Origin of the sequence: Sulfitobacter sp. 1A15258 (assembly GCF_043557045.1) — a bacterium.
In the GTDB taxonomy this organism is placed as follows: domain Bacteria; phylum Pseudomonadota; class Alphaproteobacteria; order Rhodobacterales; family Rhodobacteraceae; genus Sulfitobacter; species Sulfitobacter faviae.
Map to the genome: position 1 here is coordinate 369,654 of NZ_JBIFFK010000004.1, position 24,643 is coordinate 394,296.

27 protein-coding genes, 1 tRNA gene and 1 other RNA gene are annotated in these 24,643 nt (G+C 64.3%); 13 read left to right on the plus strand and 16 right to left on the minus strand.

Features of this window, described 5'->3' with window-relative positions:
• Window positions 1–154 precede the first annotated feature (154 nt).
• From ACGYK9_RS11400 to ACGYK9_RS11420, 5 genes are all read left to right on the plus strand, one after another.
• Window positions 155–228, plus strand: a tRNA-Gly gene (locus ACGYK9_RS11400).
• Between the two features lie 154 nt (window positions 229–382).
• Window positions 383–2,194 carry an ABC transporter transmembrane domain-containing protein gene (locus ACGYK9_RS11405; RefSeq protein WP_394410089.1) on the plus strand — a complete coding sequence of 604 codons (1,812 nt, stop codon included), beginning with the start codon at window positions 383–385 and terminating at the stop codon, window positions 2,192–2,194.
• Window positions 2,195–2,342: 148 nt separating this feature from the next.
• Window positions 2,343–4,223 (plus strand): acyl-CoA synthetase, encoded by a 1,881-nt coding sequence (locus tag ACGYK9_RS11410; protein WP_394410086.1) that lies wholly within the window; start codon window positions 2,343–2,345, stop codon window positions 4,221–4,223.
• A 260-nt stretch (window positions 4,224–4,483) separates the two neighbouring features.
• A complete protein-coding gene (locus ACGYK9_RS11415; RefSeq protein WP_067267708.1) occupies window positions 4,484–4,726 on the plus strand; it encodes a DUF1127 domain-containing protein in 243 nt (80 codons plus the stop codon).
• Complete coding sequence (locus tag ACGYK9_RS11420; RefSeq protein ID WP_394410083.1) at window positions 4,716–4,976, plus strand: hypothetical protein; 261 nt, start codon at window positions 4,716–4,718, stop codon at window positions 4,974–4,976. Before ACGYK9_RS11415 ends, ACGYK9_RS11420 begins: the two co-directional genes overlap by 11 nt.
• A 190-nt stretch (window positions 4,977–5,166) precedes the next feature.
• On the opposite strand, the gene dtd is transcribed toward ACGYK9_RS11420, so the two are convergent.
• From dtd to ACGYK9_RS11465, 9 genes are all read right to left on the minus strand, one after another.
• Complete coding sequence (gene dtd, locus ACGYK9_RS11425; protein ID WP_394410080.1) at window positions 5,167–5,613, minus strand: D-aminoacyl-tRNA deacylase; 447 nt, start codon at window positions 5,611–5,613, stop codon at window positions 5,167–5,169.
• Between the two features lies 1 nt (window position 5,614).
• On the minus strand, window positions 5,615–6,292 hold the full coding sequence (locus tag ACGYK9_RS11430; RefSeq protein WP_394410077.1) for a nitroreductase: 678 nt from the start codon (window positions 6,290–6,292) through the stop codon (window positions 5,615–5,617).
• Complete coding sequence (locus ACGYK9_RS11435; protein ID WP_394410074.1) at window positions 6,289–7,401, minus strand: primosomal protein N' (replication factor Y) - superfamily II helicase; 1,113 nt, start codon at window positions 7,399–7,401, stop codon at window positions 6,289–6,291. The genes ACGYK9_RS11430 and ACGYK9_RS11435 overlap by 4 nt, the downstream gene beginning before the upstream one ends.
• 108 nt (window positions 7,402–7,509) lie before the next feature.
• Window positions 7,510–8,631, minus strand: coding sequence for an SPFH domain-containing protein (locus ACGYK9_RS11440; protein ID WP_209219081.1), 1,122 nt, complete (start codon window positions 8,629–8,631; stop codon window positions 7,510–7,512).
• 35 nt (window positions 8,632–8,666) lie between these two features.
• Window positions 8,667–9,629: a DUF2927 domain-containing protein gene (locus tag ACGYK9_RS11445; RefSeq protein WP_394410071.1), complete on the minus strand. Its 963-nt coding sequence runs from the start codon at window positions 9,627–9,629 to the stop codon at window positions 8,667–8,669.
• Window positions 9,630–9,651: 22 nt separating this feature from the next.
• On the minus strand, window positions 9,652–10,848 hold the full coding sequence (locus tag ACGYK9_RS11450; protein ID WP_394410068.1) for a toxic anion resistance protein: 1,197 nt from the start codon (window positions 10,846–10,848) through the stop codon (window positions 9,652–9,654).
• Window positions 10,848–11,762, minus strand: a complete 915-nt coding sequence (locus ACGYK9_RS11455) for a 5-bromo-4-chloroindolyl phosphate hydrolysis family protein (protein WP_394410065.1) — start codon at window positions 11,760–11,762, stop codon at window positions 10,848–10,850. The genes ACGYK9_RS11450 and ACGYK9_RS11455 overlap by 1 nt, the downstream gene beginning before the upstream one ends.
• Before the next feature lie 3 nt (window positions 11,763–11,765).
• Window positions 11,766–11,981 carry a hypothetical protein gene (locus ACGYK9_RS11460; protein WP_067267561.1) on the minus strand — a complete coding sequence of 72 codons (216 nt, stop codon included), beginning with the start codon at window positions 11,979–11,981 and terminating at the stop codon, window positions 11,766–11,768.
• Window positions 11,982–12,109: 128 nt separating this feature from the next.
• On the minus strand, window positions 12,110–13,204 hold the full coding sequence (locus tag ACGYK9_RS11465) for a pseudouridine synthase (protein ID WP_394410062.1): 1,095 nt from the start codon (window positions 13,202–13,204) through the stop codon (window positions 12,110–12,112).
• Between the two features lie 62 nt (window positions 13,205–13,266).
• Here ACGYK9_RS11465 and ACGYK9_RS11470 point away from each other — a divergent pair, with 62 nt between their 5' ends.
• On the plus strand, window positions 13,267–13,722 hold the full coding sequence (locus ACGYK9_RS11470; RefSeq protein ID WP_067267564.1) for a nucleoside deaminase: 456 nt from the start codon (window positions 13,267–13,269) through the stop codon (window positions 13,720–13,722).
• Between the two features lie 259 nt (window positions 13,723–13,981).
• On the opposite strand, the gene rpmG is transcribed toward ACGYK9_RS11470, so the two are convergent.
• The 6 genes from rpmG to gatC all read right to left on the minus strand — a co-directional run bounded on the left by rpmG (window position 13,982) and on the right by gatC (window position 18,069).
• A complete protein-coding gene (rpmG, locus tag ACGYK9_RS11475) occupies window positions 13,982–14,149 on the minus strand; it encodes a 50S ribosomal protein L33 (protein ID WP_007119221.1) in 168 nt (55 codons plus the stop codon).
• Window positions 14,150–14,308: 159 nt separating this feature from the next.
• Window positions 14,309–14,788: RNase P RNA component class A (rnpB, locus tag ACGYK9_RS11480), an RNA gene on the minus strand.
• An 11-nt stretch (window positions 14,789–14,799) separates the two neighbouring features.
• Window positions 14,800–15,489, minus strand: coding sequence for an N-acetylmuramoyl-L-alanine amidase (locus tag ACGYK9_RS11485; RefSeq protein WP_394410058.1), 690 nt, complete (start codon window positions 15,487–15,489; stop codon window positions 14,800–14,802).
• Between the two features lie 3 nt (window positions 15,490–15,492).
• Entirely contained in the window at window positions 15,493–16,257 is a 765-nt protein-coding gene (locus ACGYK9_RS11490) for a hypothetical protein (RefSeq protein ID WP_394410055.1), read from the minus strand.
• Window positions 16,258–16,294: 37 nt separating this feature from the next.
• On the minus strand, window positions 16,295–17,782 hold the full coding sequence (gatA, locus tag ACGYK9_RS11495; protein WP_394410052.1) for an Asp-tRNA(Asn)/Glu-tRNA(Gln) amidotransferase subunit GatA: 1,488 nt from the start codon (window positions 17,780–17,782) through the stop codon (window positions 16,295–16,297).
• Window positions 17,782–18,069: an Asp-tRNA(Asn)/Glu-tRNA(Gln) amidotransferase subunit GatC gene (gene gatC, locus ACGYK9_RS11500; RefSeq protein WP_209219074.1), complete on the minus strand. Its 288-nt coding sequence runs from the start codon at window positions 18,067–18,069 to the stop codon at window positions 17,782–17,784. Before gatC ends, gatA begins: the two co-directional genes overlap by 1 nt.
• A gap of 328 nt (window positions 18,070–18,397) precedes the next feature.
• Between gatC and ACGYK9_RS11505 the strand changes: the two genes are divergently transcribed.
• The 3 genes from ACGYK9_RS11505 (at window position 18,398) to ACGYK9_RS11515 (ending at window position 20,028) form a co-directional block, all read left to right on the plus strand.
• On the plus strand, window positions 18,398–19,090 hold the full coding sequence (locus ACGYK9_RS11505) for a metal-dependent hydrolase (RefSeq protein WP_394410049.1): 693 nt from the start codon (window positions 18,398–18,400) through the stop codon (window positions 19,088–19,090).
• A 73-nt stretch (window positions 19,091–19,163) separates the two neighbouring features.
• Entirely contained in the window at window positions 19,164–19,322 is a 159-nt protein-coding gene (locus tag ACGYK9_RS11510; protein ID WP_156505794.1) for a hypothetical protein, read from the plus strand.
• A gap of 16 nt (window positions 19,323–19,338) precedes the next feature.
• A complete protein-coding gene (locus tag ACGYK9_RS11515) occupies window positions 19,339–20,028 on the plus strand; it encodes a VIT family protein (protein ID WP_067267575.1) in 690 nt (229 codons plus the stop codon).
• 64 nt (window positions 20,029–20,092) lie between these two features.
• Here the strand turns inward: ACGYK9_RS11515 and ACGYK9_RS11520 are convergent, their stop codons facing one another.
• Window positions 20,093–20,869, minus strand: a complete 777-nt coding sequence (locus ACGYK9_RS11520) for a Bax inhibitor-1/YccA family protein (protein ID WP_067267576.1) — start codon at window positions 20,867–20,869, stop codon at window positions 20,093–20,095.
• A gap of 625 nt (window positions 20,870–21,494) precedes the next feature.
• Here ACGYK9_RS11520 and ACGYK9_RS11525 point away from each other — a divergent pair.
• The 4 genes from ACGYK9_RS11525 (at window position 21,495) to ACGYK9_RS11540 (ending at window position 24,635) form a co-directional block, all read left to right on the plus strand.
• The gene (locus ACGYK9_RS11525; protein WP_168612238.1) at window positions 21,495–21,869 is read left to right on the plus strand and encodes a helix-turn-helix domain-containing protein; all 375 of its coding nucleotides are present in this window, start codon (window positions 21,495–21,497) and stop codon (window positions 21,867–21,869) included.
• An 80-nt stretch (window positions 21,870–21,949) separates the two neighbouring features.
• Window positions 21,950–22,750 carry a histidinol-phosphatase gene (gene hisN, locus ACGYK9_RS11530; protein WP_394410046.1) on the plus strand — a complete coding sequence of 267 codons (801 nt, stop codon included), beginning with the start codon at window positions 21,950–21,952 and terminating at the stop codon, window positions 22,748–22,750.
• Window positions 22,751–22,884: 134 nt separating this feature from the next.
• On the plus strand, window positions 22,885–24,219 hold the full coding sequence (locus ACGYK9_RS11535) for an 8-oxoguanine deaminase (RefSeq protein WP_394410043.1): 1,335 nt from the start codon (window positions 22,885–22,887) through the stop codon (window positions 24,217–24,219).
• Complete coding sequence (locus tag ACGYK9_RS11540) at window positions 24,216–24,635, plus strand: CAP domain-containing protein (RefSeq protein ID WP_394410040.1); 420 nt, start codon at window positions 24,216–24,218, stop codon at window positions 24,633–24,635. The genes ACGYK9_RS11535 and ACGYK9_RS11540 overlap by 4 nt, the downstream gene beginning before the upstream one ends.
• Window positions 24,636–24,643 lie beyond the last annotated feature (8 nt).

A 24,643-nucleotide genomic window follows, 5' to 3' on the forward strand; every position in this document is an offset into this window, starting at 1 on the left:
TTCATCCCGTGAGGCTAAGCTAGTGCCCCTTGGGCCGGGCTGCCACCTTGATGACGGGCCGGTGGCAAGAGCAGGCTCATGCGATTGATCTTGCCAAAGGGGCATCGCTCCACTTGACGCTCAGGGAGCGATAAAATAGGAGAGGACCCGTAGCGCGGGCGTTGTGTAATGGTAAGACCTCAGCCTTCCAAGCTGATGATACGGGTTCGATTCCCGTCGCCCGCTCCACTCTTTCCCCGAAGCTTTCATGACCGCCGCCGCGCGGGATAGATGCGCCCGCCGCTGTCTGTCGGGGGCGGCAGATTGTCCTTATCGGGGCGGTCTTGCTTGACCCCGCCCAGCCCCCGCGCCATGACCGATGTGGAAAGACAAAGGAAAGCCCATGGCACGCACCCCAGCCCCCGCACCAAGCGCCAAAGACGAACGCGAAAAGTCGCGGCGGATCGGGGCTTTGGCGGCGCTGATGCCCTTCATGGCGCCCTATCGCTGGCTGATGGCCGCCGCCGGGGCGGCGCTGGTGCTGACCGCGATGATCTCGCTCACCTTGCCCTTGGCGGTGCGGCGGGTGATCGACAATTTCGGCACGGGGGAGAGCGAATTGCTCGACCTCTATTTCATCGCCGCGCTCTTGATCGCGGGGCTGCTCGCCCTTGGCACCGGGCTGCGCTATGCACTGGTGACGCGTTTGGGCGAACGGGTGGTGGCCGATATCCGGCGCGCGGTGTTTGACCGTGTCGTGGGCATGAGCCCCGCCTTTTATGAACGCATCATGACCGGCGAAGTGCTCAGCCGGATCACCACCGACACGACGCTGATCCTCTCGGTGATCGGCTCCTCGGTCTCGATCGCGCTGCGCAACCTGCTGATCTTTGTGGGCGGCTTGGGGCTGATGCTGCTGACCTCAGCCAAGTTGACCGGGCTGGTGCTGCTGATCGTGCCCGCCGTGGTGATCCCCATCCTGACGTTGGGCCGCCGCCTGCGGGTGCTCAGCCGCGAGAACCAAGACTGGATCGCGGCGAGTTCGGGCAATGCTTCTGAGACGTTGGGCGCGGTGCAAACGGTGCAGGCCTTTACCCATGAGGCCGCAAGCCGGGGCCAATTCGCGCAGATGACTGAAGCCTCTTTCGATGCCGCGCAGCGCCGGATCAAAACCCGCGCCGTGATGACGATGATCGTGATCTTTCTGGTCTTCGCGGGTGTCGTGGGCGTGCTGTGGATCGGCGCGCGCGACGTGCGGGCGGAGGTGATGAGCGCAGGCGCGCTGGTGCAATTCGTGATCTACGCGGTCATGGTCGCGGGCGCGGTCGCCGCCCTGTCAGAGATCTGGGGCGAGTTGCAGCGCGCCGCGGGCGCCACGGAACGGTTGATCGACCTGTTGCAAAGCGAGGATACGGTGCAAGACCCGGCGCCCGCAAGCCAGTCCACCTTACCGCAACCTGTCGCGGGCCGGATCGCCTTTGAAGACGTGCGCTTCACCTATCCGGCACGCCCCGATGTGGCGGCGTTGGATAGTGTCGACCTTGAGATCAACCCCGGTGAGACGGTGGCCTTTGTCGGCCCCTCGGGCGCGGGGAAGACGACGATCATCCAGATGATCCTGCGCTTTTATGACCCGCAGTCGGGGCGGATCACCTTGGATGGGGTCGACCTGCGCGATGTGGCGCGGGACCACTTCCGCCGTTCGGTGGCGCTGGTGCCGCAAGACCCGGTGATCTTTGCCGCCACGGCGGCCGAGAATATCCGTTTCGGGCGCCCCGATGCCAGTGACGCCGAGGTCGAGGAAGCCGCCCACGCCGCCGCCGCGCATGACTTCATCACCGCGCTGCCCGATGGCTATGACAGCTATCTGGGCGAGCGCGGCGTGATGTTGTCGGGCGGGCAGAAACAACGCATCGCCATCGCCCGGGCCATCCTGCGCGACGCGCCGGTGCTGCTGCTGGACGAGGCGACCTCGGCGTTGGATTCCGAGAGTGAGGGGCTGGTGCAGGCCGCCGTCGACCGGCTCAGCGCGGATCGCACGACGCTGATCGTAGCGCACCGTCTGGCCACCGTAAAAAAGGCCGACCGCATCGTGGTGATGGAGGCCGGGCGCATCGCGGCCATCGGCACCCATGACGAATTGGTCGCCAGTGACGGGCTTTATGCGCGTCTGGCGCGGCTTCAGTTCACCGATGGGGCCGCCGCCGCGGCCTGAGCCGCCCTTGAACAGTGCAACCCCGGCGTTACGTCACCCGAGTGTGACGTTGCGTTTGTTGCCGCCGATTGCTTGCGAAACGGCGCGTTTCGCCGCAATCTGGCGCGAGGAGAATAAGCCGGAACACCGGCACAGGGGAGGAGACACCATGACATTCGCCGGGATCGAAGACCGCAATGCCATCGCGGCGGAAATGCCGTGGGAAGACCGCGACGTGGCCAAGACGCTTTACGGAATGCTAAGCAATACGGCCGCGAAATTCCCCAGCCATAATGCCGTTAGCTATCAGATTTTCTCGGGCCCAAAGGACAAGGCCGAAACGCTGTCTTGGAAAGAGTTGCATGGCCGCGTGACGCAGGCGGCGAACCTCTTCCGCAGCCTTGGCGTGGGTGAGAAGGACGTGGTGGCCTATGTTCTGCCCAACTGTAACGAGACGACGATCACCCTGTTGGGCGGTGCCGTGGCCGGGATCGTGAACCCGATCAACCCGCTGCTGGACGCCGAACAGATCGGTGCCATCCTGCGCGAAGTGGGCGCCTCCGTCGTCGTCACCCTGCGGCCTTTCCCCAAAACCGATGTGGCCCAAAAGACCGCCGAAGCGGTGCGGCTTGCGCCCAAGGTGCACACGGTGCTCGAAGTTGATCTGGTGCGCTATCTCACCCCGCCGAAAAGCTGGATCGTCCCGCTGGTGCGGCCCAAGGGGATGGTGAACAACCAAGCCAAATACCTCAACTTCAACGCGGAGATCGCCAAGCAGAACACCTCGCTCAACTTCGAGGATGTGCAAGAGGATCGCGTTGCCTGCTATTTCCACACTGGCGGCACCACCGGCATGCCCAAAGTGGCGCAGCACAAGTATTCGGGCCTCATTTACAACGGCTGGCTGGGGCATCGGCTGCTGTTCAGCGAGCAAGACAATATCATGTGTCCGCTGCCGCTGTTCCACGTCTTTGCCTGCCATGTGATCCTGATGGCCGCCGTCTCGTCCGGCGCGCATGTGGTCTTCCCGACGCCGCAGGGCTATCGCGGGGATGGTGTCTTTGACAACTTCTGGAAGCTGGTGGAGCGGTGGAAGATCACCTTTATCATCACCGTGCCGACGGCGATTTCGGCCAAGATGCAGCGCCCGATCAATGCGGATGTCAGCACGGTGAAAACCGCCTTCTCCGGCTCCGCCCCGCTGCCGCTGGAACTTTTCCGGCGGTTTGAGAAGGCCACGGGCGTCACGCTGGTCGAAGGCTATGGTCTGACCGAGGCGACCTGCCTTGTCTCTTGCAACCCGACGGACGGCATCAAGAAGGTCGGCTCCATCGGTATCGCCTTCCCCTATTCGGACGTGCGGATCATCAAGGGCACCGTGGATGGGCCGATCGACGCGGAGACGGATGAGATTGGCGAGATCTGCGTGTCGAACCCCGGCGTCTTCTCGGGCCATACCTATGTCGAGGAAGACAAGAACAAAGACCTTTTCTACCACGGCAAATACCTGCGCACCGGCGACCTGGGCCGGATCGACAGCGATGGCTATATCTGGATCACGGGCCGGGCCAAGGACCTGATCATTCGCGGCGGGCACAACATTGACCCCGCCGAGATCGAAGAGGCGCTGCTGGGCCATGAGGCCGTCGCCTTTGCGGGTGCCATCGGCCAGCCCGACCCCCACGCGGGCGAGGTGCCCTGCGCCTTTGTCGAACTCGTTGAGGGTGCCAATGTCACCGAAGAGGAACTGTTGGCCTATGCGCGCGAACATGTCGCAGAACGCGCAGCCCAGCCCAAGCACCTCAAGATCATGGACGAGCTGCCCAAGACGGCTGTTGGTAAGATCTTCAAACCCGATCTGCGCAAGGATGCGATCACGCGGGTCTATAACGGCAGCCTTGAAAAGGCGGGCTGTGCCGCGCGGGTAACCGAGGTGGTGGACGACAAGAAACGCGGCTTGGTGGCGCAGGTCACGATGAACGACGCGACCCATGACGAGGTTTCAAAGGTACTCAGCGTCTACACGCGCCCTTGGGAACCGGTCAGCTAAACGACTCGCGCAAGAAAGGGCGGCACGCCGCCGCCCGTCCCCAAATCCCCTGATTGCAGCCCCGCTGCGTTGCGCCGATGCACATTTCCTGTGTATCGGCGCAAAAATTTTAAGCTGTTTACCTGTAGTTAGCCCCCGGCCTTTCGTTTCGGGCATAGCGCCTATGCAAATTCTGCGGGTTCAAAATAGGGTCAGAGCGTACTACTTCTGCATTGCAGCATTGATAATGCACTTGCAGCATTCTGAAAGGAGTTGCGCTTATGACGATGGCAATCTCACGTGGCACTACCCTGAGCTCCGCGCTCGATGGGCTTCATCACAGCGTTGACGGCATGCGCCGTCGCGTGGCCCAGATCAAAGCCCGGCGCGCAGCTTACAACCGAACTTTCACAGAACTCAACGTACTGAGCGATCGCGAACTGTCCGATATCGGCATCGCACGGTGCGAGATCCGGCGTGTGGCGTCGGAAGAACTTTCAAAGGAACAGACCTATGAAGTATGACAACACCCTATCCGCCCCCCATGGTTTCTCCCTGCGTGATGCAACCGCTCCGGTTTTCGGTGCCTTTGGTGCCGCTGCGGGCAAAATCGGCTCCCTGCTGGCACGCGGCGTCACTCAGATGCAGATCTCGCGCATGCAGTCCGTCCTCAACAGCATGAGCGACGCACAGCTTGAGCGCGCGGGCATCGACCGCAACCAGATCCCCCAGCACGCCCAAGCGCTGGTGACCGAAGAATACGACGGTCTCTAAGCCGCAGCGCTTATGACCTTCAGCTATCAATGTCGCGCCCAGAGCGCTGCATTGTCAGGTGCCGGACCCCGCTCCTTCCCGGGTTGATCTGACACCGCATATTAACGGTCCTCCTCCTCCCGGACCCGTTATACCGGCCGGCAAGCTTACCTCCTCCCAAGCTTGCCGGCCCATGCTTTCCACCGAATTATCAGGGCGCCGCCGTATCGAGCCAGAGGGTCACCGGCCCATCGTTGACCAGCGCCACGGCCATATCCGCGCCGAACTGTCCGGTCTGCACGGGGATGTCGAGCCCGGCGAGGCTGCGGGCGAAATGGGTGTAGAGCGCCTTGGCCATGTCAGGCTTCGCCGCGCCGGAAAAGCCGGGACGGTTGCCGCGCGAAGTATCGGCGGCGAGGGTGAACTGGCTCACCACCAAGGCGCCGCCAGCGGTCTGGGCAAGGCTCAGGTTCATCTTGCCACCCTCATCCTTGAACAGCCGCAGTTTGGAGATTTTCAAGGCCAGTTTCTCGGCGGTTTCTTCGGTGTCTTCGGGCATGGCGCAGACGAGGATCAGCAGGCCGGGGCCGATCTCGCCGATAACCTCGCCCTCGACCGTGACCGAAGCCTCGTTCACCCGTTGCAGCAATGCGCGCATGTCAGTCTTTCCAATCGATGATGTCAGAAGGGGCGGCCCGCTCGGTGCGAAAGGCGTTCGCGGGATGCGTCTCATCGGCATAGCCGAAGGAGATTGCGCAGAGCACCAGCCGATCCTCGGGCAACGCCAGCACCTCGCGCACCAAGGGCGCATAGGCGGCGATGGCGGCTTGCGGGATGCTGGCCACGCCAAGCGCCGTCGCGGCGAGGGTGAAGGCGGTGACGAAGCCGCCGCAGTCCATCGCGCCATAGGGGCCAAGCTCGGCCGGGGCGGTCACGATGGCCACATGCGGCGCGTCGAAAAGCGCGTAGTTGCGCAGCATCTGCGCCTGACGCGCGGCGCGGTCGGATTTTGCGATGCCAACCGCGTCGTAAAGCTGGAAACCGCAGGTCCGGCGGCGTTCGGCATAGGCGCCGGAGTAGCCCGTGGGCCATGGCAGGTCCGGCGCGACCGGGGTGTCGGCGCTGGCGGCTTCAAGGAGGGCTGCGCGAAAGGCATCGGTGCCCGCGCCGCGCGTGATGGTCACCTGCCATGGCTGCGCGTTGCACCATGAGGGCACATTGCGCGCGGCGCTGACGATCTGGGTGATGCTGTCTTTGGGGACGGGATCGGGCCGAAAGGCGCGGCAGGAATAGCGCGCCTGCAAGAGGTCGGTGAACTGGTCGTAGGTCTGGGTCATTGCTGGGCCATGAAATAGCCGACGATGGCGGCGGCGATCAGCCCCAGCACCACGGCAAAGGTGATTTTGAAGGCGGAATAGGGGCGTTCGCCCTGCACCTTGCCGGAATGGCCGTTCACCACGAAACGATAGGTCTTGCCGCGGTATTTATAGGCAGCAAGCCAGACCGGCAGCAGGATATGTTTAAAGGTCACATCGCTGATTTGGGTATTGATGTCATGCACCCGCTGGCGGTCGCCGCCGATGTCGAACTTCACGTCCCGCTCGATCACCCGGTCCATATGGGCGCGGGCCTGAACAAAGCCTTCCTCCAGCGTGATGCCGTAAGCCTCGGCCCGGAAACCGGCGAGGTACTCAGGCGCATAGGGCTCCAGCGCCGAGAGGTCCCAAGGGTGCAGCGCGTCGGTGTGTTTCTTGGGCAGCGACCGGGAGGCCAGCACCAGTACGTCGTCAAAGAAGCGTGCCACCCGCCCCGAAGCGGCCCGCCAGCGGATTTTCGGGACCTGCTGCTGCACCCGCTTGCCATCGCGCATGACGGTGCGGGTGACGTAATAGACGGTTCCACGCTCCCCGCGATAGCTAGAGGCGGTCTGTGCGTCATAGGTCCAGAAGGGCACATAGATGCCCTGCATCCGGCGGCCCTTGCGGGCATATTGTTGCAGCCCGTTGGGGGCGAACCAAAGGCTGCCGAGCCAGTCTTTCATCGCGTCGCGGGCGCGCTCTTCGGGCAGGGCGAAGGGCAGCACGGCGCGCGGTTTGATATGGCGGTTGGTGCCGGTGTCGATCACCACGGGCGTCGCGCAGAAGGGGCATTCGGCGGCGTGTTTGCCGGGCTCGAATTCCACCTGCGCTGCGCAGTTGGGGCAGGTGGTAACGCGGGTCTCTTCCATCTCGGCGGCGGGCAGGGCGGCCTGCAACCCGGCGCGAAAATCCTGTTCGGCGATGGCATGGGCGTGGCGTCCACTGCCGTCGATCGGCTCCACATTGCCGCAGTGATCGCAGATCAGCAGCGACTGCGCCGGATCAAAGCGCATGTCCGACCCGCAGGTGTCACAGGGGAAACGGTGCTCTTCAAGCGGGGCGGCGGGGGGCAGATCGGTGGCGGACATAAGGGGTGCTTTGCAAGGTCAATCGCGGCGGAGCGGATGGGGGTGGCCCGTGGACCTGAGGGGCCACGGGCGGGACGCGCGAAGGTCTTTTGCCCACGCGCCTGCGGATCAGGCCGGGGGCGGCGGCGGTGGCGGGGGCATCACGGTGAAAAGCTGCGCCAGTTCTGCCACGTCTTCGGCCCGCTGCCAGCCATCTTGGCCCGGCGTCCAGACCAGAGAATCGCGGGTAAGACTACCCTCGCTCGCCTTGCGGCCCATCGCGGCTTTGGAAAACGGGCCTGAGGTCGCGCCGTCCTTGGCGATATGCCAGACCTTTTCGACCGGCGGCGGGGGTGGCGGCACCGGGGCGGCGGCGGTGGGGGCAGGGCGCGCGCCCCAAGGGCCGGCCTGCGCAGTGGCGGCTTGAGCCATGCTCATCCCCAACCCCGCGCCGAGGCCCGTTTGCATCGCGGCCCCGCCCGCACCTTCGCGGCCAAGCGCCTCAGCCGCTTGGAATTGCATGTATTCGTTGAGGTTGCCGACCACGCCCATCGAAGTGCGCTTGTCCATCACCGCCTCGACCGCGGGCGGGAGGGAGATGTTTTCGATATAAAGCTCGGGCATCGCCAACCCGTATTCTGCGATCTGGGCGGCGATATCCTTGCCCACCAACTGCCCCAACTCGCGCGTGTTGGCGGCCATGTCGAGCACCGGGATGCCGGAGGAGGCGAGCGTGCGGGAGAAAGCCTGAACGATGATGTTGCGGATCTGGAACGAGATTTCGTCCATGGTGAACTCACCATCGGTGCCGACAATCTCGGTCAGGAATTTCGCGGGGTCGCTCACCCGCACCGAATAGGTGCCATAGGCGCGCAGGCGCACGGGGCCAAACTCAGGATCGCGGGCGATGATCGGGTTCTTGGTGCCCCATTTCAGGTCGTTGAAGCGGGTCGTATTGACGAAATAGATCTCGGATTTAAAAGGGCTGCGAAAGCCGTGATCCCAATGCTGCAGGGTCGTCATGATCGGCATGTTGTTGGTCTCAAGCATATAGAGACCGGGGGTGAAGACATCCGCCAGCTGCCCCTCATGCACGAAAACCGCCGCTTGCCCCTCACGCACTGTCAGCTTGGCGCCGTATTTGATCTCATGGCCCTCACGCTCGAACCGCCAAACCATCGTGTCGCGGGTGTCGTCGGTCCAATGGATGACGTCGATGAACTGGCCAGAGAGGAAATCGAAAATGCCCATGGGGATGGTCCTTATTCTTTCGTCGTAATGCTGCGTTACACCGGGCCGTCCGTCAACTCGCGCGCGATGATCCGGGTGATCGGGTTGACCTGCTCTGCCGTCATGCCGGGGCGCAGGCGCCGGTCGTAGAGCATCTTGAGCAGAAGTTCGTCATGTTTGGTAAGCAGGGCGAATTCGTCGTCGTCATTGAAGATCGACGGTCGCGCGGCGGGGCTGTCATTGGCAAGTCCCAGACCCTGCGCCAATTCCTCGTGAATGCAGGAAAGCCGCAGCAATTCGGGGTTTTCCGAGCGGATCACGGCCACGGCGGCGGTATAGACGTTGGGGTTGTCGCCCGCAGCATAGGCGGCCACGGCGCAATAGGTGTCCCGGCGCATGTTGCGCATGGCCCGGAGCGAGGATTTGCTGACGCCCGCGACCTCTTCCGCCGCTTGAGCCAGCGCATCGACGCGGTCATCTTCCGAGGCGACGACCACCATGAAATTCGGCCTGTCGCTGATAGAGACCGAATGCCCGGTCACCCGCGCCAAACGGCGGGCAAAGGCGCTGATCTTGGCGGTGTCGGATCGGCGCTGCGAGGGCGGCACGCTGTCGCCAAAGATGATCTGCATCCGCACCGGCGCATCCCAACGGCGCAGCGGGCTGGCGCCGCCTTGGCCTGAGAAATTGCCGTCATATTCGTTATACAGCGCGATCTGCTCGAAATTGCGCGCCAGCATTTCGCTGGTAAAGGGCGTGTCCACTCCGCCCCCGTCTTGGCGCAGCAGATCTTGGCCCAACTGCGCCTTTTCGACCTGATGCAAATAGCTGCGCAGCATGGCGCTTTTTTGCGAGGTCGGTTTCGCCACCGCCGCCGGGGAAGGGGTGGCGGCGGCAGGGCGGGCCTGCGGTTTGGCGACCTTTTGCAAGACGGGCGCAGGCTCGGCGCAGGCCAAGAGCAGCGTGCTCAGCGCCAGCGCCCCTGCGGCGCGCAGATTTCTGCGCAGACGTCCTTGCATGGCCTGTTCCCTCATGTCGGTTTTAGCTTGGCACCGCGTTGCCGGTGGTATCGCCCAACCCCGTTTCGTGGGCCTTGGCGGCGGCGAGCGTGTCGCGCAGGCGGCCTTCCATCTCCTGCAACTCTTTCTCGGCATTGGCGCGTTTCGCCTTGCCCTCATCCGCGATTTGCAGGGATTCCTCAATGGTGCCGATCAGGTCTTCATTGGCCTGTTTCACCGCTTCGATGTCGAAGACGCCGCGCTCCATCTCCTGACGGATCACCTTGTTGCTGTCGCGCAGGTTCTTGGCGTTGGAGGTCAGCAGTTCGTTGGTAAGGTCATTGGCCTCGCGCACTGCATTTGCCGCCTCGCCGCTGCGCTGGATGGTTACGGCCTGCGCCAGCTGCGTCTCCCACAGGGGCACGGTGTTGACCAAGGTCGAGTTGATCTTGGTCACAAGGCTCTTGTCATTCTCCTGCACCAGACGGATCGAGGGCAACGACTGCATGGTGACCTGCCGCGTCAGTTTCAGGTCATGCACCCGACGTTCCAGATCATCACGCGCGGCACGCAGATCGCGCAGCTCCTGCGCGCGCATCACCTGATCGTCCTCGCTCGCCTTATCCAGCGCGGTCTGTTTGGCGGGGATGGTCTTGTGATCCAGCTCTTCGATCTTGGCCTCACCGGCAGAGATATAAAGCGCCAGTTCGTCGTAGAATTGCAGCGTCTTTTCATAAAGCAGGTCGAGCGATTTGATGTCTTTCAACAGCGTATGCTCATGCGCCAGCAGGTTGTCGGTGATCCGGTCGATCTGGCTTTGCACCTCTTCGAACCGAGCGGTGAACTTGGCAAAGGGCGTGGCACGGCCCAGCAGTTTTTCCCACCAGCTTTGCTTGCGCCGCACGTCCAATTCCGAGACCGAAAAGCCCCGGATCGCGCTGACCATGGTGCGCAGGCTATCACCCGCGGGGCCGACATCTTTGTTGCGCACATCGGCCAGCATGGATTGGCTGATCTCTTGCAACTCGGCCTGTGCGGCAGAGCCGAAGCTGACGATGGACTGGGTATCGGTCACGTCGATCTCGGCCATACGCTTTTGGATTTCCGCGCTCTGTTCGGGATCGGCTTTGTTCAGCGGCACGATGGCATTGGCATCCGCCGGTTCGGGCAAAACGGTTGCGTTCACTTCTTCCACCAACCCTTGCGATTGGGCAGCTTTTTCACGGAGGGCATCGGTCATCACTGATTTTCCTTAGTATTTGCAGGGGCGGGCTGTTCCAGTCGGACCCCCTCACGAGAGAGGCGCGCCCGCAGCACGTCGATTTCCACGTTCAGATCGCTGCGGTCGTCCAGCAGAGACTTCGCCGTGCGGGCGGCAAAGTTCTGATCCAGATCGTCCAGCAAGGCGAGGTAGTCATCGCGTGCTTGGGTGTCTTGGTTGCGGGCATAGAGGTCGGCGAATTTCACCGTCGCATCATGCGCGCCGCGCAGATAGACGACAAGGTATTTACGGGCGGCGGTCAGGTCGCGGGGGTCTTCCTCGACGGTTCGGATCAAATGCCGGGCGGTTTCTTGAAACTCGGCCAGCCGCGCTTCGGCGCGGCGGTCGCCCGCGCGCAGGATCGCTTGGCTCATGCCCGAGAGCAGTTTTTCGGCCTCATCCACCACTCGGGCGACGCGATCTTGCTGGAAGGTGTCGATGCCCTCCATGCCCTTGTTCTGTAGCGGGTCGATGCCGAAGGCGGCGAGGTGCAGCGCAGTGGCGGCGATGCCATAGAGCAGGGCCGCGGCGAGACTGGGATCGTTGCTATAAGCGGCGAGGGCCGCGCCCGCACCAGCCAAGAGGGCCGCGAGGATCTTGCGCGGCAGGACAGGGCGGCGGGCGACTTTGCGCTCGTGGTATTCCGCCTCGGCCAAAAGGCCATCGCGCAGCAACCAGACGCCCGAAGCCAGCAGGAACGCGCCACCAAGGCCAAGCACCAGCGTGCCCGCCCCCCCTATGAGCGAGGTTGCCGCCAAGAGCACCGGCGGCAGGAACATCAGGTTCACCCGACCGCCCGCCGGATCGACGCGCAGGCGCGCGGTTTTGCGCGGGGCGCTGCCGGGGGTGGCGTCGGGGTCGGGGCTATATTTGCCGCCAAAGCGCTGCGCCATAGGTCAAAGCCCCCCGAGAAAACCGCTGGTGAGCCCAAGCAGCAGCACCAGCAACGCGCCAAAGGCGATTTTCTGAAAGGTTGTTGGCGCCATCATGTTTCCCCTTTTGCTGCCCCAGATCGGGCGCAACGCCGTGCCGGCACTGTCAGCCGCACGCCCCACGAGCGAGGCTGCGCCGAGGATGATAACCACGAGCGCGGCCAAGGCCACCAAAAACATCACTATTCGCGCCATATTGCCCTTTTCTGACAGCGGTTTCGCGCTGATCTTGCCTGCCGTTCTCTATTCAACGCACGCAGGTCGGCCGCGTTCCGGAAACGCGCAGGGGCAGCTTGGGGCCGGGCCGGTCAGCGGCGGGGTTTTGGCCCCCGGCCTGTGGGTTCTGGCCCCGATTTGCCATTCGGCCGCCCCGTCGGGCGCGCCCCCGGTTTGCCGCTCACCTTGCCGCCTGCTTTGCCAGCCGTCTTGCCCATCGCGGCCTTGCCACGCGGTGCGTTCTTTGCCTTGCCGCCCCCACGGCGGGGCGGCGGTTCGTCGTCTTCGCCCCGTTGCACGGGCAGGCCCGGTTGGCCCGCGCCGCCGAAACCGCCGGGCTTGCGGCGCGGCGGGCGGCGCAGACCGGTGGGTTTCTTGGTGGCGGTGCCGCTGGGGTCTTCCAGCTCGAGCCCCAGCTGATCGCGCACGACCTTGCGGCGCAGCTCTTCCACCTCGCCGATCTTCAATTCGCCCAGTTGGAATGGGCCGTAGGAGATGCGGATCAGCCGGTTCACGGTCAGGCCCACGGCCTCCATCGCGCGGCGAATCTCGCGGTTGCGGCCTTCGCGCAGGCCGACGGTCAGCCAAGCGTTGGCCCCTTGTTGGCGGTCGAGCGTCACGTCCATCGGCTGAAAGTTCTCGCCCTCCACGGTGATGCCTTTGCGCAGCGGCTCCAGCATCTCATCCGTGGGGCGGCCATTCACCCGTGCGCGGTAGCGGCGCAGCCAGCCGGTGCTGGGCAGTTCCAGCTTGCGCTTCACCCCGCCGTCATTGGTCAGCAGCAAGAGCCCTTCGGAGTTGAGGTCGAGCCGACCCACGGTCATCACGCGGGGCATATCCTCGGGCAGGGCGTCAAAGATCGTCTCGCGACCCTTTTCATCGCGGGCGGTGGTCACCAGACCGGCAGGCTTGTGGTACAGCCAAATGCGCGGCGGTTCGGGCGCGCCGACGGGGGTGTTGTCGACGGTGATCTTATCCTCGGGTGTCACGTTCAGCGCGGGCGAGGTGATCTGCTCCCCGTTCACGCGCACGCGGCCCGCTTCGATCATGCGCTCGGCCTCGCGGCGCGAGGCGATGCCGGCGCGCGACAGCACCTTGGCGATGCGGTCGCCGGTGGGGGTGCCTGCACTTGCATCGGTGTCAGAGTTTTGCGGGCCGGAGCCGGAGGGGGGCGTTTTTGCGTTCATACACTGCGCTTACCCTGTTTCACGGGCTTGCGAAAGGGTGGCGTTTGCGGCCATGTGACGGGATGGAGTTTCGCTCGTATATGGGGCAGGCCTTGGCCGAGGCCCGCGCCGCCGCCGCGCGCGGCGAGGTGCCGGTGGGGGCAGTCGTCGTCTCTCCGAAAGGGCAGATCGTTTCCGCCGCAGGCAATGAGACCCGCGCCCGCAATGACCCAACTGCCCATGCCGAGATGCTGGCCCTGCGCGCCGCCTGCGCCGCCGTCGGCTCGGAACGGCTGATCGGTCACGCGCTTTACGTCACGCTTGAGCCCTGCGCCATGTGCGCCGGTGCCATCGCCGCCGCCCGGGTGGAGCGGCTCTACTACGGCGCGGCGGACCCCAAATCTGGCGGCGTGGCGCAGGGCGCGCGGGTTTTCTCGCATCCGCAGTGCCACCATGTGCCCGAGGTGTTCGACGGGATCGCGGCGGGAGAGGCGGAAGAGATGCTCGTGAGGTTTTTTCGTGAGAAGAGAGACCGCTAGCCGGGCAGCGCCGGACCGGGGATGGCATTCAGGCGTCTCAACGATTATCCGAACGCCCCGCGTCCGGATCTCGCCCGACCCGCCCCCAGGGCGGGCGCGCTATGCGCCCCCGGTGCTGAAGCACCCGCTGGCCTCAAAAGGTCCACCGGACCTTTTGCGAGAGGGCCATCGGCCCCGGGTCGGGCGCGATCCAGCCCTGCACAACGCAAAAGGCCACGCGAAACCGCGTGGCCCTTTGAAACTCAAAAGTCAGGCGATCTTACTTGATCTTGCCTTCTTTGTATTCGACGTGCTTGCGCGCAACGGGGTCGTACTTTTTGATGACCATCTTTTCGGTCATGGTGCGTGCGTTTTTCTTGGTCACGTAGAAATGGCCTGTGCCCGCGGACGAGTTCAGGCGGATCTTGATCGTGGTTGGCTTCGCCATGTGTCTTCTCCTGCTGCAGCGCCGCGCAGGCCTGCGTGAATTCTGAATTTCGGGTTCTAGTCAGACCCGCGCCCGAGTCAACCGCTATTTGCCCGCCCGGTGCCGAAAGACGCCGGTTTCGTCGAAAAACCTGCCTTTCAGCCTCGAAAGAGCAGGAATATGCGCGGAAGGCCTATAAGCCGGATTTTGTACCTGTCCGAAAACAGGCGATGACCATTCCTCTGACCGCACCGTTGCCGATGCGGCTATAGCTGCCAACCCGGACCTGCTGGGGCAGAAGAGCCCCGCCTTTGACCCGAGGATCATCGGCGCGCGGTCCCTATTTGGCATTGCTCCCGGTGGGGCTTGCCATGCCGGGGCTGTTGCCAGCCCCGCGGTGGGCTCTTACCCCACCGTTTCACCCTTACCCCTCGGCTGATCCGGCAAGCCGGACCGTAGGGGCGGTTTCATTTCTGTGGCGCTTTCCGTCGGGTTGCCCCGCCCGGGCGTTACCCGGCACCGTTTCTTCTTGGAGTCCGGACTTTCCTCTACGTCGCTTTGCCCCGCAAAAGCGACGCCGCGGACGTCACACATGCGTGTGACGAGAGCGGACGTCGGTCATGCGACGCGAGTCGACGCAGCGGCCATCCAGCCTTCCGCGCAGGCCCGCCCTAGACGCCGCCGCGCGGCGCGTCAATGGGGGCGGGCAGGGCAGTGAGGTCAGCGGGGGTGAGAGGGCCGCGCCCCCATGGCCTGAAACGCAACCGCACGGTGTCTAGCAGCGTGTCGTCGTCGCAGGGCGCAGTGAAGCCTGCGGCCTGCGCAGCGGCGCGAAAGGTTGCGGTGGTTACGCTGTCAGGGCGGGGGGCATCGCCCGCAGGCAACGCCAGCCCGCGCCGTGCCAGCCGGGCCCAATCGAATCGGGGGCCGGGGTCGATCTTGCGGCCCGGTGCCATGCAGGAATGGCCGATCACCCCTTCGGGCGGGATGTCGTGGCGTGCCATGATGCCGGGCAGGAGGGTTTCGAGCGCCTGCATCTGTGGCTCGGAAAACGGGTGGTCGCCACGGTTGTCTAACTCGATCCCGATGGAGCGTGAGTTGATGTCCTCCAACCCCGCCCATTCGCCCGCGCCTGCATGCCAGGCGCGTTGCTCTTCCTCGACCATCTGAATGACCTCTCCGCGCCCTGAAATCAGGTAATGGGCTGAGACTTCGGCGGAGGGGGCGCACAGCCGTTCCAACGCCGCTTGGGCGCTGGTCATGGCGGTATAGTGCAAGACGATCAGCCGGGGGCGCAGCCCGTCGCGCCGCGGGCCGCAATTGGGCGAGGGATGCGCCGTCACGTCAGGCGCGGCAGGCATCTGTCAGCCCTGTGCAGCCCGGCGGAAGGGGGTGGGATCCCAGTCGCAGGCGAAACCATCGCCATCGGGGTCCATGCCAAGGCGGTCTTTCTCGGGGCCACCGGCCTCAAGGAAGGCGATCTGCGCTTGGTCGGCGTGGCCGTATTGCGCGCAGGCGCGTTCGAACTTGCGGGCCTTGTTGAAACCGATGCGGCTATAAATCTGCTGACCGACCGACTGATTGGTTTGCAGCGCATAGGCGACGATGTTCGGGCCGACATTGCGGCGTTCGGGCAGGGCCTCGGGTTGGACGACCTCATATTGCGCGCGGTTTGCGGCCACGCGGGCGGCGTCGTCTTGAATGCTGCGCTGGCCCGACACGGCGTCAAAGTTGTTCTCGTTCGAGATGCCCACGGCGTTGACTGCGGCGGGGGGCGGGTTCGACGGGCTGGCGTTCACCGGGGCCACGCCCGAGTTGGTGGCCGCGTCATTGCCCAGACCGTTGCTGGTCCCGCCCGGACGGGTGGCGGCGAGAACACGGGCGGTTTCCGCCGCCGTCGCTTCGGGAGAACCGTCATCCAAAGGCTGGGCGGTCACCTCCGAGGCGGCGGGCATGTAGCTGCCGTCGCCCGCCAGCGCGGCATCGCGCGCGCGCTGCTCGGCCTCGAAACTGCCGTCGCCAAAACCGACACCGCGCCCGGTGTTGATGTTCCCGGAATCGGGGATCGCCGGTTGGCAGGCTGCCAAAAGACCGCCTGCCGTCATCGCTAGAAGTGTCCGTGTGATCATCTGACCCGCTCTCGCCTCTTGTTCACCGCTCTGCGGCTTACCACCATTTTTCGGGCTTGGCCACAAAACCAGCGGCCTTCTCCAGCGCATAGGCGGAGGACAGCAGGTCTGCCTCTTCCCACGGGCGCCCGATCAGTTGCAGACCCAGCGGCAGACCCGTGCTGCTTTGCCCCGTGGGCAGCGCCACGCCGGGCAGACCGGCGAGGTTCACGGTCACGGTAAAGACGTCGTTAAGATACATCGCAACCGGATCGGCGTCCTTCATCTCGCCCAGACCGAAGGCCGCCGAGGGGGTGGCGGGGGTCAGGATGCTGTCGATGCCTTGGGCGAAGACGTCCTCGAAATCCTTCTTGATCAGCGTGCGAACCTTGCGGGCGCGGTTGTAATAGGCGTCGTAGAAACCGGCCGAGAGCACATAGGTGCCGACCATCACGCGGCGCTGGACCTCGTGGCCAAAGCCTTCGGCGCGGGTCTTCTCGTACATCTCGGTGATGCCGTCGCCGTGGTCGAGCTTGGCCCGGTGGCCAAAGCGCACGCCGTCATAGCGCGCGAGGTTCGAGGACGCCTCGGCAGGCGCGATGACGTAATAGGCGGGCAGGGCGTATTTCGTGTGCGGCAGCGAGATGTCGACGATCTCGGCGCCCGCGTCTTTCATCATGGCGATGCCGTCGGCCCACAGCTTTTCAATCTCCTCGGGCATACCGTCCATGCGGTATTCGCGCGGGATGCCGATCTTCTTGCCGCGGATGTCGCCGGTCAGCGCCGCTTCAAAGTCCGGCACGGCCAGATCGGCGCTGGTGCTGTCCTTGGCGTCATGGCCGCACATGGCCTCCAACATGATGGCCGCGTCGCGTACCGTCTTGGTCATCGGCCCAGCTTGGTCGAGCGATGAGGCGAAGGCGACGATGCCCCAGCGGGAGCAGCGGCCATAGGTCGGCTTGATCCCCACGGTGCCGGTGAAGGCGGCGGGCTGGCGGATCGAGCCGCCGGTGTCGGTGCCGGTGGCCGCAAGGCAGAGGTCGGCTGCCACGGCGGCGGCAGAGCCGCCCGAGGAACCGCCCGGCGTCAGTTCCGCCGTGTCGCCTTCGCGCCGCCACGGGTTCACCGCGTTGCCGTAGACCGAAGTTTCGTTCGACGAGCCCATGGCGAACTCGTCCATGTTGAGCTTGCCCAGCATCACCGCGCCGCTGTCGCGCAGCTTTTGGCTCACGGTGCTTTCATACTCGGGCAAAAAACCTTCGAGGATGCGGCTGCCCGCTTGGCTCGGTACGCCCTTGGTGCAGAAAAGGTCCTTGATGCCGATGGGCAGGCCGCACATCGCGGGGGCGTCGCCCTGTTTGATGCGGGCGTCGGCCTCGGCGGCCTGTTCCATCGCGATCTCGGGCGTGCGGTGGACAAAGGCGTTCAGCGCGCCTGCGCCGTCGATGGCTTTGAGGCAGGCCTCGGTCAGGTCTTTCGAGGTGGTCTCGCCCTTGCGCAGCGCGTCGCGGGCTTCGGCAAGGCTCAGTTTGTTCAGATCGGTCATTATTCCACCACCTTCGGCACGGCAAAGAACCCTTCACGGGCATCGGGGGCATTGGCCAGCACGCGGTCCTGCTGGTCGCCATCGGTGACCACGTCCTCGCGCCGCTTCAGGCGCTGCGGGGTCACGGAGGTCATCGGCTCGACGCCGTCGACATCCACCTCGGACAGTTGTTCGATAAAGCCGAGGATGGTGTTGAACTCTTCCGCCAGCGCCGGAAGCGCGTCGGGTTCAACCTTGATCCGGGCCAGTTTCGCCACGCGTGCGGCGGTGTTTTCGTCGATCGACATGAACATCTCCATCTCTTTGAGGCTCCTCTACCGTTTGGGGGCGGGCCTCGCAAGGGTTTGAGAGGCCCGTAACGGAGCCGGGCGGCGCCAGACCGGGGGATGGTGCTTGCTCGGAGGCAGTTGGGCAATTTATGGCCGCGGCGGTATTCGGTGATGTCGGGATGGCGTCCGGGTTGCGCAAGCGCCAGCCCGTCGGGCCGCTCTGGCGCTGCCCGGTGGGCATGCGCCCTTGATTCCAGGCTGGGGTGGCATGTTCGGGTGTTACTTGATTCCGCGCAGCATAGGGTCAAATCTGATGTTAGACCCACCGCAATCAGGAGGACCCCCCATGAACATCATCTGGCTCGGCCACGGCTCATTCCGCATCGAGATCGAAGACCAAGTATTGCTGATCGACCCTTGGCTCAAAGACAACCCCATGCTGGACGACGCGCACCATGCCGATGCAATCAAAGGCGCCACGCAGATCCTCGTGACCCATGGCCATTTCGACCACACGGCAGACATCGCCGACATCGCCAGCCGCACCAACGCCCCGGTCGCGGGGATGGTCGAGCTGATGGGCTGGCTGGAAAGCAAAGGCGTGCAGCAGACCACGGGCTTCAACAAAGGCGGGACGATCCGCGCGGGCGAGGTGGCGATCACGATGGTCCCGGCCTCGCATTCCTCATCGGTAGAGGGCGAAAACGGCCCGATCTACACCGGGATGGAAACTGGCTTCATGATCTCGGGCGAGGGGCATACGATCTATCACTCCGGCGATACGGCGATCATGGCGGATATGGATTGGATGGGCGACTATCACAAACCCGATATCGGCATTCTCTCGGCGGGCGGGCATTTCACGATGGACATGGCGCAGGCCGCCTATGCCGCCAAACGCTATTTCGATTTCAAGACGGTCATCCCCTGCCACTACCGCACCTTCGACGCGTTGGAACAATCGGCGCAGACGCTCATCGACGGGCTTCCGGGCGTCGATGTGGTGGAGCCGCAGGTGATGCAGCCGATCACCGTCTGATCCTCCTCCGCCCCGACGCCTTGCGCGGCGGGGCGGAACGGGGGATACCTTAAGGAACTGCCGGGGGAATGCCATGTTTGCCAAATCGACTGCCGTGATCTTGCTGCTGACACTGGGGGCCTGCGCACCGTTGAGCCGGGCGGAACCCACCGGCAGTGTCGGCTTTACCGGGGTGGGCGGCGACAGGCCGGTCATCTTCCCGGCGCATCTGTTGGTGTATCAGCCGCAGTAGACGCAAGGCGGGTCAGATGCCCAAAGAAGGCCACTTCATCAACCGCAGCAACTGGCTGCGCGCCGCCGTTCTGGGGGCCAACGATGGTATCGTCTCCTCGGCCAGCCTGCTGGTCGGGGTGAGCGCGGCGGGCATGACGCAGGGCAATGTCCTGCTGACGGGGCTTGCGGGGCTCACCGCCGGGGCGCTGTCGATGGCGGCGGGGGAATATGTCTCGGTCTCGGCGCAGGCGGATGTGGAGAAGGCCGATCTGGAGCGCGAGCGCGTCGCCCTGATCGAAGACCCGGACTATGAACTCAGCGAACTGGCCGAAGGGCTGGAGAATCGGGGCGTGCAAAGCGACCTCGCCCTAGAGGTCGCCACCCAGATGACAGACCATGACGCCCTCGGCGCCCATGCGCGCGAAGAGTTGGGTATGTTCGGCCTCGCCGGTCAGGCCGATCCGCTACAGGCGGCGGGCGCTTCGGCGCTGGCCTTTGCCTTGGGCGGTGGTCTGCCGCTGTTTGCGGCGGTTCTGGCGCCTGCGGGGCTGCGCGGCGTGACCATTGCCTTGGTGGCGTTGCTAGCGCTGATACTGCTCGGCGCGGGCGGCGCGCAACTGGGCGGTGCGCCAAAGCGGCCCGCCATCGGGCGCGTCGTGGTTTGGGGAGGTCTGGCGATGGCCGTCACGGCCGGGGTTGGGCATCTGTTCGGCGCGATTGGATAAGCGGTGCCAAAGAAAAAGGCCGGCCCCTTTCGGAGCCGGCCTTTCGCATCGGATGGCAGCGCGCTTACTCGCGGTTGCCGAAGAGCGACAGCAACATCATGAACATGTTGATGAAGTCCAGATAGAGGCTCAGCGCGCCCATGATCGCGGCTTTGCCCAGCCACTCGGTGTCGCCGTGATGGGCGTGGGCCAGATACTCGGTTTTGATCTTCTGGGTGTCATAGGCGGTCAGACCCGCGAAGATCAGAACACCGATCGCCGAGATCGCGAACATCAGCGCCGAGGAGGCGAGGAAGATGTTGACGATCGACGCGACGACCAGACCAATCACACCCATGATCAGGAAGCTGCCCCAACCGGAGATGTCCTTCTTGGTGGTGTAGCCCCAGAGCGACAGACCCGCGAAGGCGATGGAGGTGATCAGGAAGACCTGCGCGATGGAATAGCCGGTGAAGACCAGAAAGATCGAGCTGATCGAGATGCCCATGACGGCGGCAAAGGCGTAGAACACGACCTGCGCCGTGGCGGCGGACATGCGGTTGATCATGGCGCCAAAGCCAAAAACAAAGGCCAGGGGTGCGAACATCACGACCCATTTCAGCGGCGAGGCATAGAGCGCATAACCCAATTGCGTCAGGTATTTATCCTGGCTGAGCTGCGCCACGGCGGCGGAGGGGTCGGTGGTGACCGACAGGCCCGAAATGGCCCAAGCCGCTGCGAAGGTGATAAGCATGCCGATCGACATGGTGCCATACACCTTGTTCATATGAGCGCGCAGACCCTCGTCGATCGCGGAGACGCGCGACCCGGCAGCAGAGCGAATTGAATTGACGTCAGCCATTTAGTGACTCCCATTGGCAAAGTTGCGTGTCGAAACCCGGCCGACACGTTCTTGGGTCTGAATATCGGGCCTGAGGGGGCGAATTTCAAGTGTCTTGCGGGCTGATAACACCGCAATAATCGCGGGTTTTTCGGGTGGGGATGTTCGGGGCATGCGCGGGGCGTCGGCTTGCCCTGCGCGCGCCTTGGACGGGACTGCCGCGACCGGTCGATCGGCGGAAAAGCACCGATGCATTTCAAGCGGCGCGCGCGCGGGCGGCAGCCATTCCCACCGCCCCAAACACGGAAAGATGGCATTTGACGCATTCCGACGGGAACCGATTGATATTCTTCGCGTTCATCCAGTGGTTGCCGAGCGGGAAACCGACAGGCCCAAGGAAACTTGGGGATTTCACACCCGCCGGTCGCAGAGAGAGAGGGGCAGTGCACCGCCTGAGGTTGCAGTCGATACAGGGCAGATTTTTACCATCCCGTGAAAATTCTTGGCCGAATTCAACGCAACCGCTATGATAGGAGGCAGAGCGTTCGCGCAACCCCTGCGGTATCGTGCGAGGCGACGGCACACTTCGTCCTTGTTTGGAACTGAGATTGGCACGGTCGCATGTGCCCTATAAGGATTAGAGAATATGGTGCATGTGGTAGATGTACATGTAGGCAAACGTATCCGGCAGCGCCGCTGGCTGACGGGGATGACCCAGCAGAAACTGGCGGAACTGGTTGGGATCAAATTCCAGCAGATACAGAAATACGAAACCGGCGCGAACCGCGTCAGCGCCTCCCGGCTGTGGGATATCGCCGATGCGCTTGGGGTGCCTGTGTCCTTCTTCTTTGAAGGGTTGAAGGATGAGGAAGTCGCCGAAGGCGCGCCGATGGACGGGCTGCCTGCCGATTTGATGGCCGACAAGGAGGCGATGGAACTGGTGCGCTCTTACTACGCCATCCCCGAGAACCAGCGCCGCCGGTTGTTCGAATTGGCCCGCGTGCTGAGTGACGTGGCCTGAGCCTGCCCGCCCGCGTCTGGACGCGGCTCTAACGCACTGACAGGCTTGCGCAAAGGGGCGCAAACTGTCAGGTCTTCGCCATGATGAACACCAGTGACTTCGATCCCGATATCCGCCGCGTTGCCCATCTGATGGCGGATGCGGCGCGGCAGGTGATCCTGCCCTATTTCCGCAGGCTCGATTTGCAGGCCGACAACAAGCTCGGCACGGGTTTCGATCCGGTGACCGAGGCCGACCGCGCCGCCGAACGGGCGATGCGCGATATTCTGGCCGCCGAGCGGCCCGCGGATGGTATTCTGGGTGAGGAATATGGCGCGCAGCCCGGCACATCGGGGCTGACTTGGGTGCTCGACCCCATCGACGGGACGCGCGGCTTTCTCAGCGGCACGCCGACTTGGGGCGTGCTGATCGCGATCTCCGACGCCTCGGGGCCGTTCTATGGCATCATTGACCAGCCCTATATCAGGGAGCGGTTCGAGGGCGCGCCGGATGGCGCGCTGTTGAGCGGGCCCCACGGCAGCCACCCCTTGCAGACCCGCGCGGCGCGGGATTTGCGGCAGTCCATCGTTTTCACCACATTCCCCGAGGTCGGCAGCAGTGAGGAGGCCAGCGCCTTTCGCGCCGTCGCCTCGCAGGCGTTGCTGACCCGCTATGGCATGGATTGCTACGCCTATGCGCTGGTCGCGGCGGGGCAGGTCGATCTGGTGATCGAAGCGGGGCTGAACGCCTATGACATTCAAGCGCCGATCGCGGTGATCCAAGCCGCCGGGGGCATCGTCACCGATTGGCAGGGCAACTCGGTGCATGAAGGGGGCAGGGCGCTGGCCGCGGCCAACCGCGACATCCACGCCCAAGCGCTTGCGATCCTTTCCGCCTATTGATTCAATTGTCGGGAAAGCTCGGATTGACCGGCCCCGGCGGGATGCGATAAATCCCGCAGAAGGTCGGTTCTCTCGCCCGTTTTCCACCGATCACACACGCTTTGCATGAGACGGGCATAGCGAAAGTGTGACCTATGGCAGAGACCCTCATCCGCGGCGCGGATTACCTTATCACGATGGACGACACCCGGCGGGAGCTTGCGAGCGCGGACCTGTTGCTGCGCGACGGCGTGATTGCCGAGATCGGGCAGGGCCTTCGGACAGAGGGTGAGATTGTCGAGGCGAAGGGCTGTGTCGTGACACCGGGTCTCGTGAACACCCACCACCATCTCTACCAAAGCATGACCCGCGCCGTGCCGGGGGCGCAGGATGCGCTGCTCTTTGGCTGGCTGCAACGGCTCTACCCGATCTGGGCGCGCATGGGGCCAGAGCATATGTTCGTCTCGGCCCAGATCGGGCTGGCGGAATTGGCACTCTCGGGCTGTAGCCTGAGTTCGGACCACCTTTATCTCTACCCCAACGGCGTGCGGCTGGAGGATACGATCCACGCCGCCGCCGAACTTGGGCTGCGCTTTCACCCCACCCGCGGCTCGATGAGCATCGGCGAAAGCGATGGCGGCCTGCCGCCCGATGCGCTGGTGGAACGTGAGGCGGCCATTTTGGAAGACTGCATCCGCGTGGTCGACGCCTTTCACGACCCCGCCGAAGGGGCGATGTGCCGCGTCGGATTGGCACCCTGTTCGCCCTTTTCGGTCAGCCGCGAATTGATGCGCGACACGGCGCTGCTGGCGCGCGACAAGGGCGTGATGCTGCACACCCATCTGGCCGAGAATGCCGAGGATGTCGCCTATTCGCAGGAGAAATTCGGCTGCCGCCCGGGGGAATATGCCGAAAGCCTCGGCTGGCTCGGCGACGACGTTTGGCACGCCCATTGCGTGCAGTTGGACGGGGCCGAGATCGACCTTTTCGCCCGCACCCGCACTGGGGTGGCGCATTGCCCCTGTTCGAACTGCCGCCTCGGTTCGGGCATCGCGCCGGTGCGGGCGATGCTGGACGCGGGCGTGCCGCTGGGGCTGGGCGTCGATGGCTCCGCCAGCAACGACAGCGGCAATCTGGCCGCCGAGGCGCGGCAGGCGATGCTGTTGCAGCGGGTGGCCCGCGGGGCCGACGCGATGAGCCCGCGCGCGGCGCTCGAACTGGCCACGCGGGGCGGTGCGGATGTGCTGGGGCGGCCTGACTGCGGGCGGCTGATGCCCGGCAAACGGGCCGATGTGGCGATTTGGGATGTTTCGGGCGTGCAAAGCGCGGGCAGTTGGGACCCGGCTGCGCTGCTTCTTGCCGGTCCCACGGCGGTGCGCGACCTTTTCGTTGAAGGCCGACAGGTGGTGCGCGATGGTCAGATTACCACCATCGACTTGGCCGCTCAGGTGGCGCGGCAGAATCATTTGGCGAAAGGCTTGGCTGGATGAAGCCGGTTTTACTCTCGATACTGATGCTGGCGGGGATGCCCGCCTTGGCCGATCCGATGGGGTTGGACAGGGTGAACGCCCTGCGCGATGTGAAAGGGTTGCAGCCCCTGAGCTATGACAGCCGTTTGGAACAGGCGGCAAAGGACCACGCCCGCGACATGGCCACGCATGACTATTTCAGCCACCAAGGCCGTGATGGCACCGATGTCGGCCGCCGCGCGGCGGTGGCAGGCTATCAATGGTGTTTCGTGGCCGAGAATATCGCCAAGGGGCAGCAATCGCTCGATGAGGTCATGACCGGCTGGACCAACTCGCCGGGGCATTACCGCAATATGGTCGACGCCCGGGCCGAAGAGATGGGGCTGGTTCGCGCCGATGATGCGGTTTGGGTCATGGTGCTGGGCGCGCCCTGCTGATCCCAGCC

Coding starts and splice junctions, on each gene's coding strand:
- ACGYK9_RS11405 (WP_394410089.1), top strand. CDS start 383: ATGGCACGCACCCCAGCCCCCGCACCAAGCGCCAAAGACGAACGCGAA.
- ACGYK9_RS11410 (WP_394410086.1), top strand. CDS start 2,343: ATGACATTCGCCGGGATCGAAGACCGCAATGCCATCGCGGCGGAAATG.
- ACGYK9_RS11415 (WP_067267708.1), top strand. CDS start 4,484: ATGACGATGGCAATCTCACGTGGCACTACCCTGAGCTCCGCGCTCGAT.
- ACGYK9_RS11420 (WP_394410083.1), top strand. CDS start 4,716: ATGAAGTATGACAACACCCTATCCGCCCCCCATGGTTTCTCCCTGCGT.
- dtd (WP_394410080.1), bottom strand. CDS start 5,613: ATGCGCGCATTGCTGCAACGGGTGAACGAGGCTTCGGTCACGGTCGAG.
- ACGYK9_RS11430 (WP_394410077.1), bottom strand. CDS start 6,292: ATGACCCAGACCTACGACCAGTTCACCGACCTCTTGCAGGCGCGCTAT.
- ACGYK9_RS11435 (WP_394410074.1), bottom strand. CDS start 7,401: ATGTCCGCCACCGATCTGCCCCCCGCCGCCCCGCTTGAAGAGCACCGT.
- ACGYK9_RS11440 (WP_209219081.1), bottom strand. CDS start 8,631: ATGGGCATTTTCGATTTCCTCTCTGGCCAGTTCATCGACGTCATCCAT.
- ACGYK9_RS11445 (WP_394410071.1), bottom strand. CDS start 9,629: ATGCAAGGACGTCTGCGCAGAAATCTGCGCGCCGCAGGGGCGCTGGCG.
- ACGYK9_RS11450 (WP_394410068.1), bottom strand. CDS start 10,848: ATGACCGATGCCCTCCGTGAAAAAGCTGCCCAATCGCAAGGGTTGGTG.
- ACGYK9_RS11455 (WP_394410065.1), bottom strand. CDS start 11,762: ATGGCGCAGCGCTTTGGCGGCAAATATAGCCCCGACCCCGACGCCACC.
- ACGYK9_RS11460 (WP_067267561.1), bottom strand. CDS start 11,981: ATGTTTTTGGTGGCCTTGGCCGCGCTCGTGGTTATCATCCTCGGCGCA.
- ACGYK9_RS11465 (WP_394410062.1), bottom strand. CDS start 13,204: ATGAACGCAAAAACGCCCCCCTCCGGCTCCGGCCCGCAAAACTCTGAC.
- ACGYK9_RS11470 (WP_067267564.1), top strand. CDS start 13,267: ATGGAGTTTCGCTCGTATATGGGGCAGGCCTTGGCCGAGGCCCGCGCC.
- rpmG (WP_007119221.1), bottom strand. CDS start 14,149: ATGGCGAAGCCAACCACGATCAAGATCCGCCTGAACTCGTCCGCGGGC.
- ACGYK9_RS11485 (WP_394410058.1), bottom strand. CDS start 15,489: ATGCCTGCCGCGCCTGACGTGACGGCGCATCCCTCGCCCAATTGCGGC.
- ACGYK9_RS11490 (WP_394410055.1), bottom strand. CDS start 16,257: ATGATCACACGGACACTTCTAGCGATGACGGCAGGCGGTCTTTTGGCA.
- gatA (WP_394410052.1), bottom strand. CDS start 17,782: ATGACCGATCTGAACAAACTGAGCCTTGCCGAAGCCCGCGACGCGCTG.
- gatC (WP_209219074.1), bottom strand. CDS start 18,069: ATGTCGATCGACGAAAACACCGCCGCACGCGTGGCGAAACTGGCCCGG.
- ACGYK9_RS11505 (WP_394410049.1), top strand. CDS start 18,398: ATGAACATCATCTGGCTCGGCCACGGCTCATTCCGCATCGAGATCGAA.
- ACGYK9_RS11510 (WP_156505794.1), top strand. CDS start 19,164: ATGTTTGCCAAATCGACTGCCGTGATCTTGCTGCTGACACTGGGGGCC.
- ACGYK9_RS11515 (WP_067267575.1), top strand. CDS start 19,339: ATGCCCAAAGAAGGCCACTTCATCAACCGCAGCAACTGGCTGCGCGCC.
- ACGYK9_RS11520 (WP_067267576.1), bottom strand. CDS start 20,869: ATGGCTGACGTCAATTCAATTCGCTCTGCTGCCGGGTCGCGCGTCTCC.
- ACGYK9_RS11525 (WP_168612238.1), top strand. CDS start 21,495: ATGGTGCATGTGGTAGATGTACATGTAGGCAAACGTATCCGGCAGCGC.
- hisN (WP_394410046.1), top strand. CDS start 21,950: ATGATGAACACCAGTGACTTCGATCCCGATATCCGCCGCGTTGCCCAT.
- ACGYK9_RS11535 (WP_394410043.1), top strand. CDS start 22,885: ATGGCAGAGACCCTCATCCGCGGCGCGGATTACCTTATCACGATGGAC.
- ACGYK9_RS11540 (WP_394410040.1), top strand. CDS start 24,216: ATGAAGCCGGTTTTACTCTCGATACTGATGCTGGCGGGGATGCCCGCC.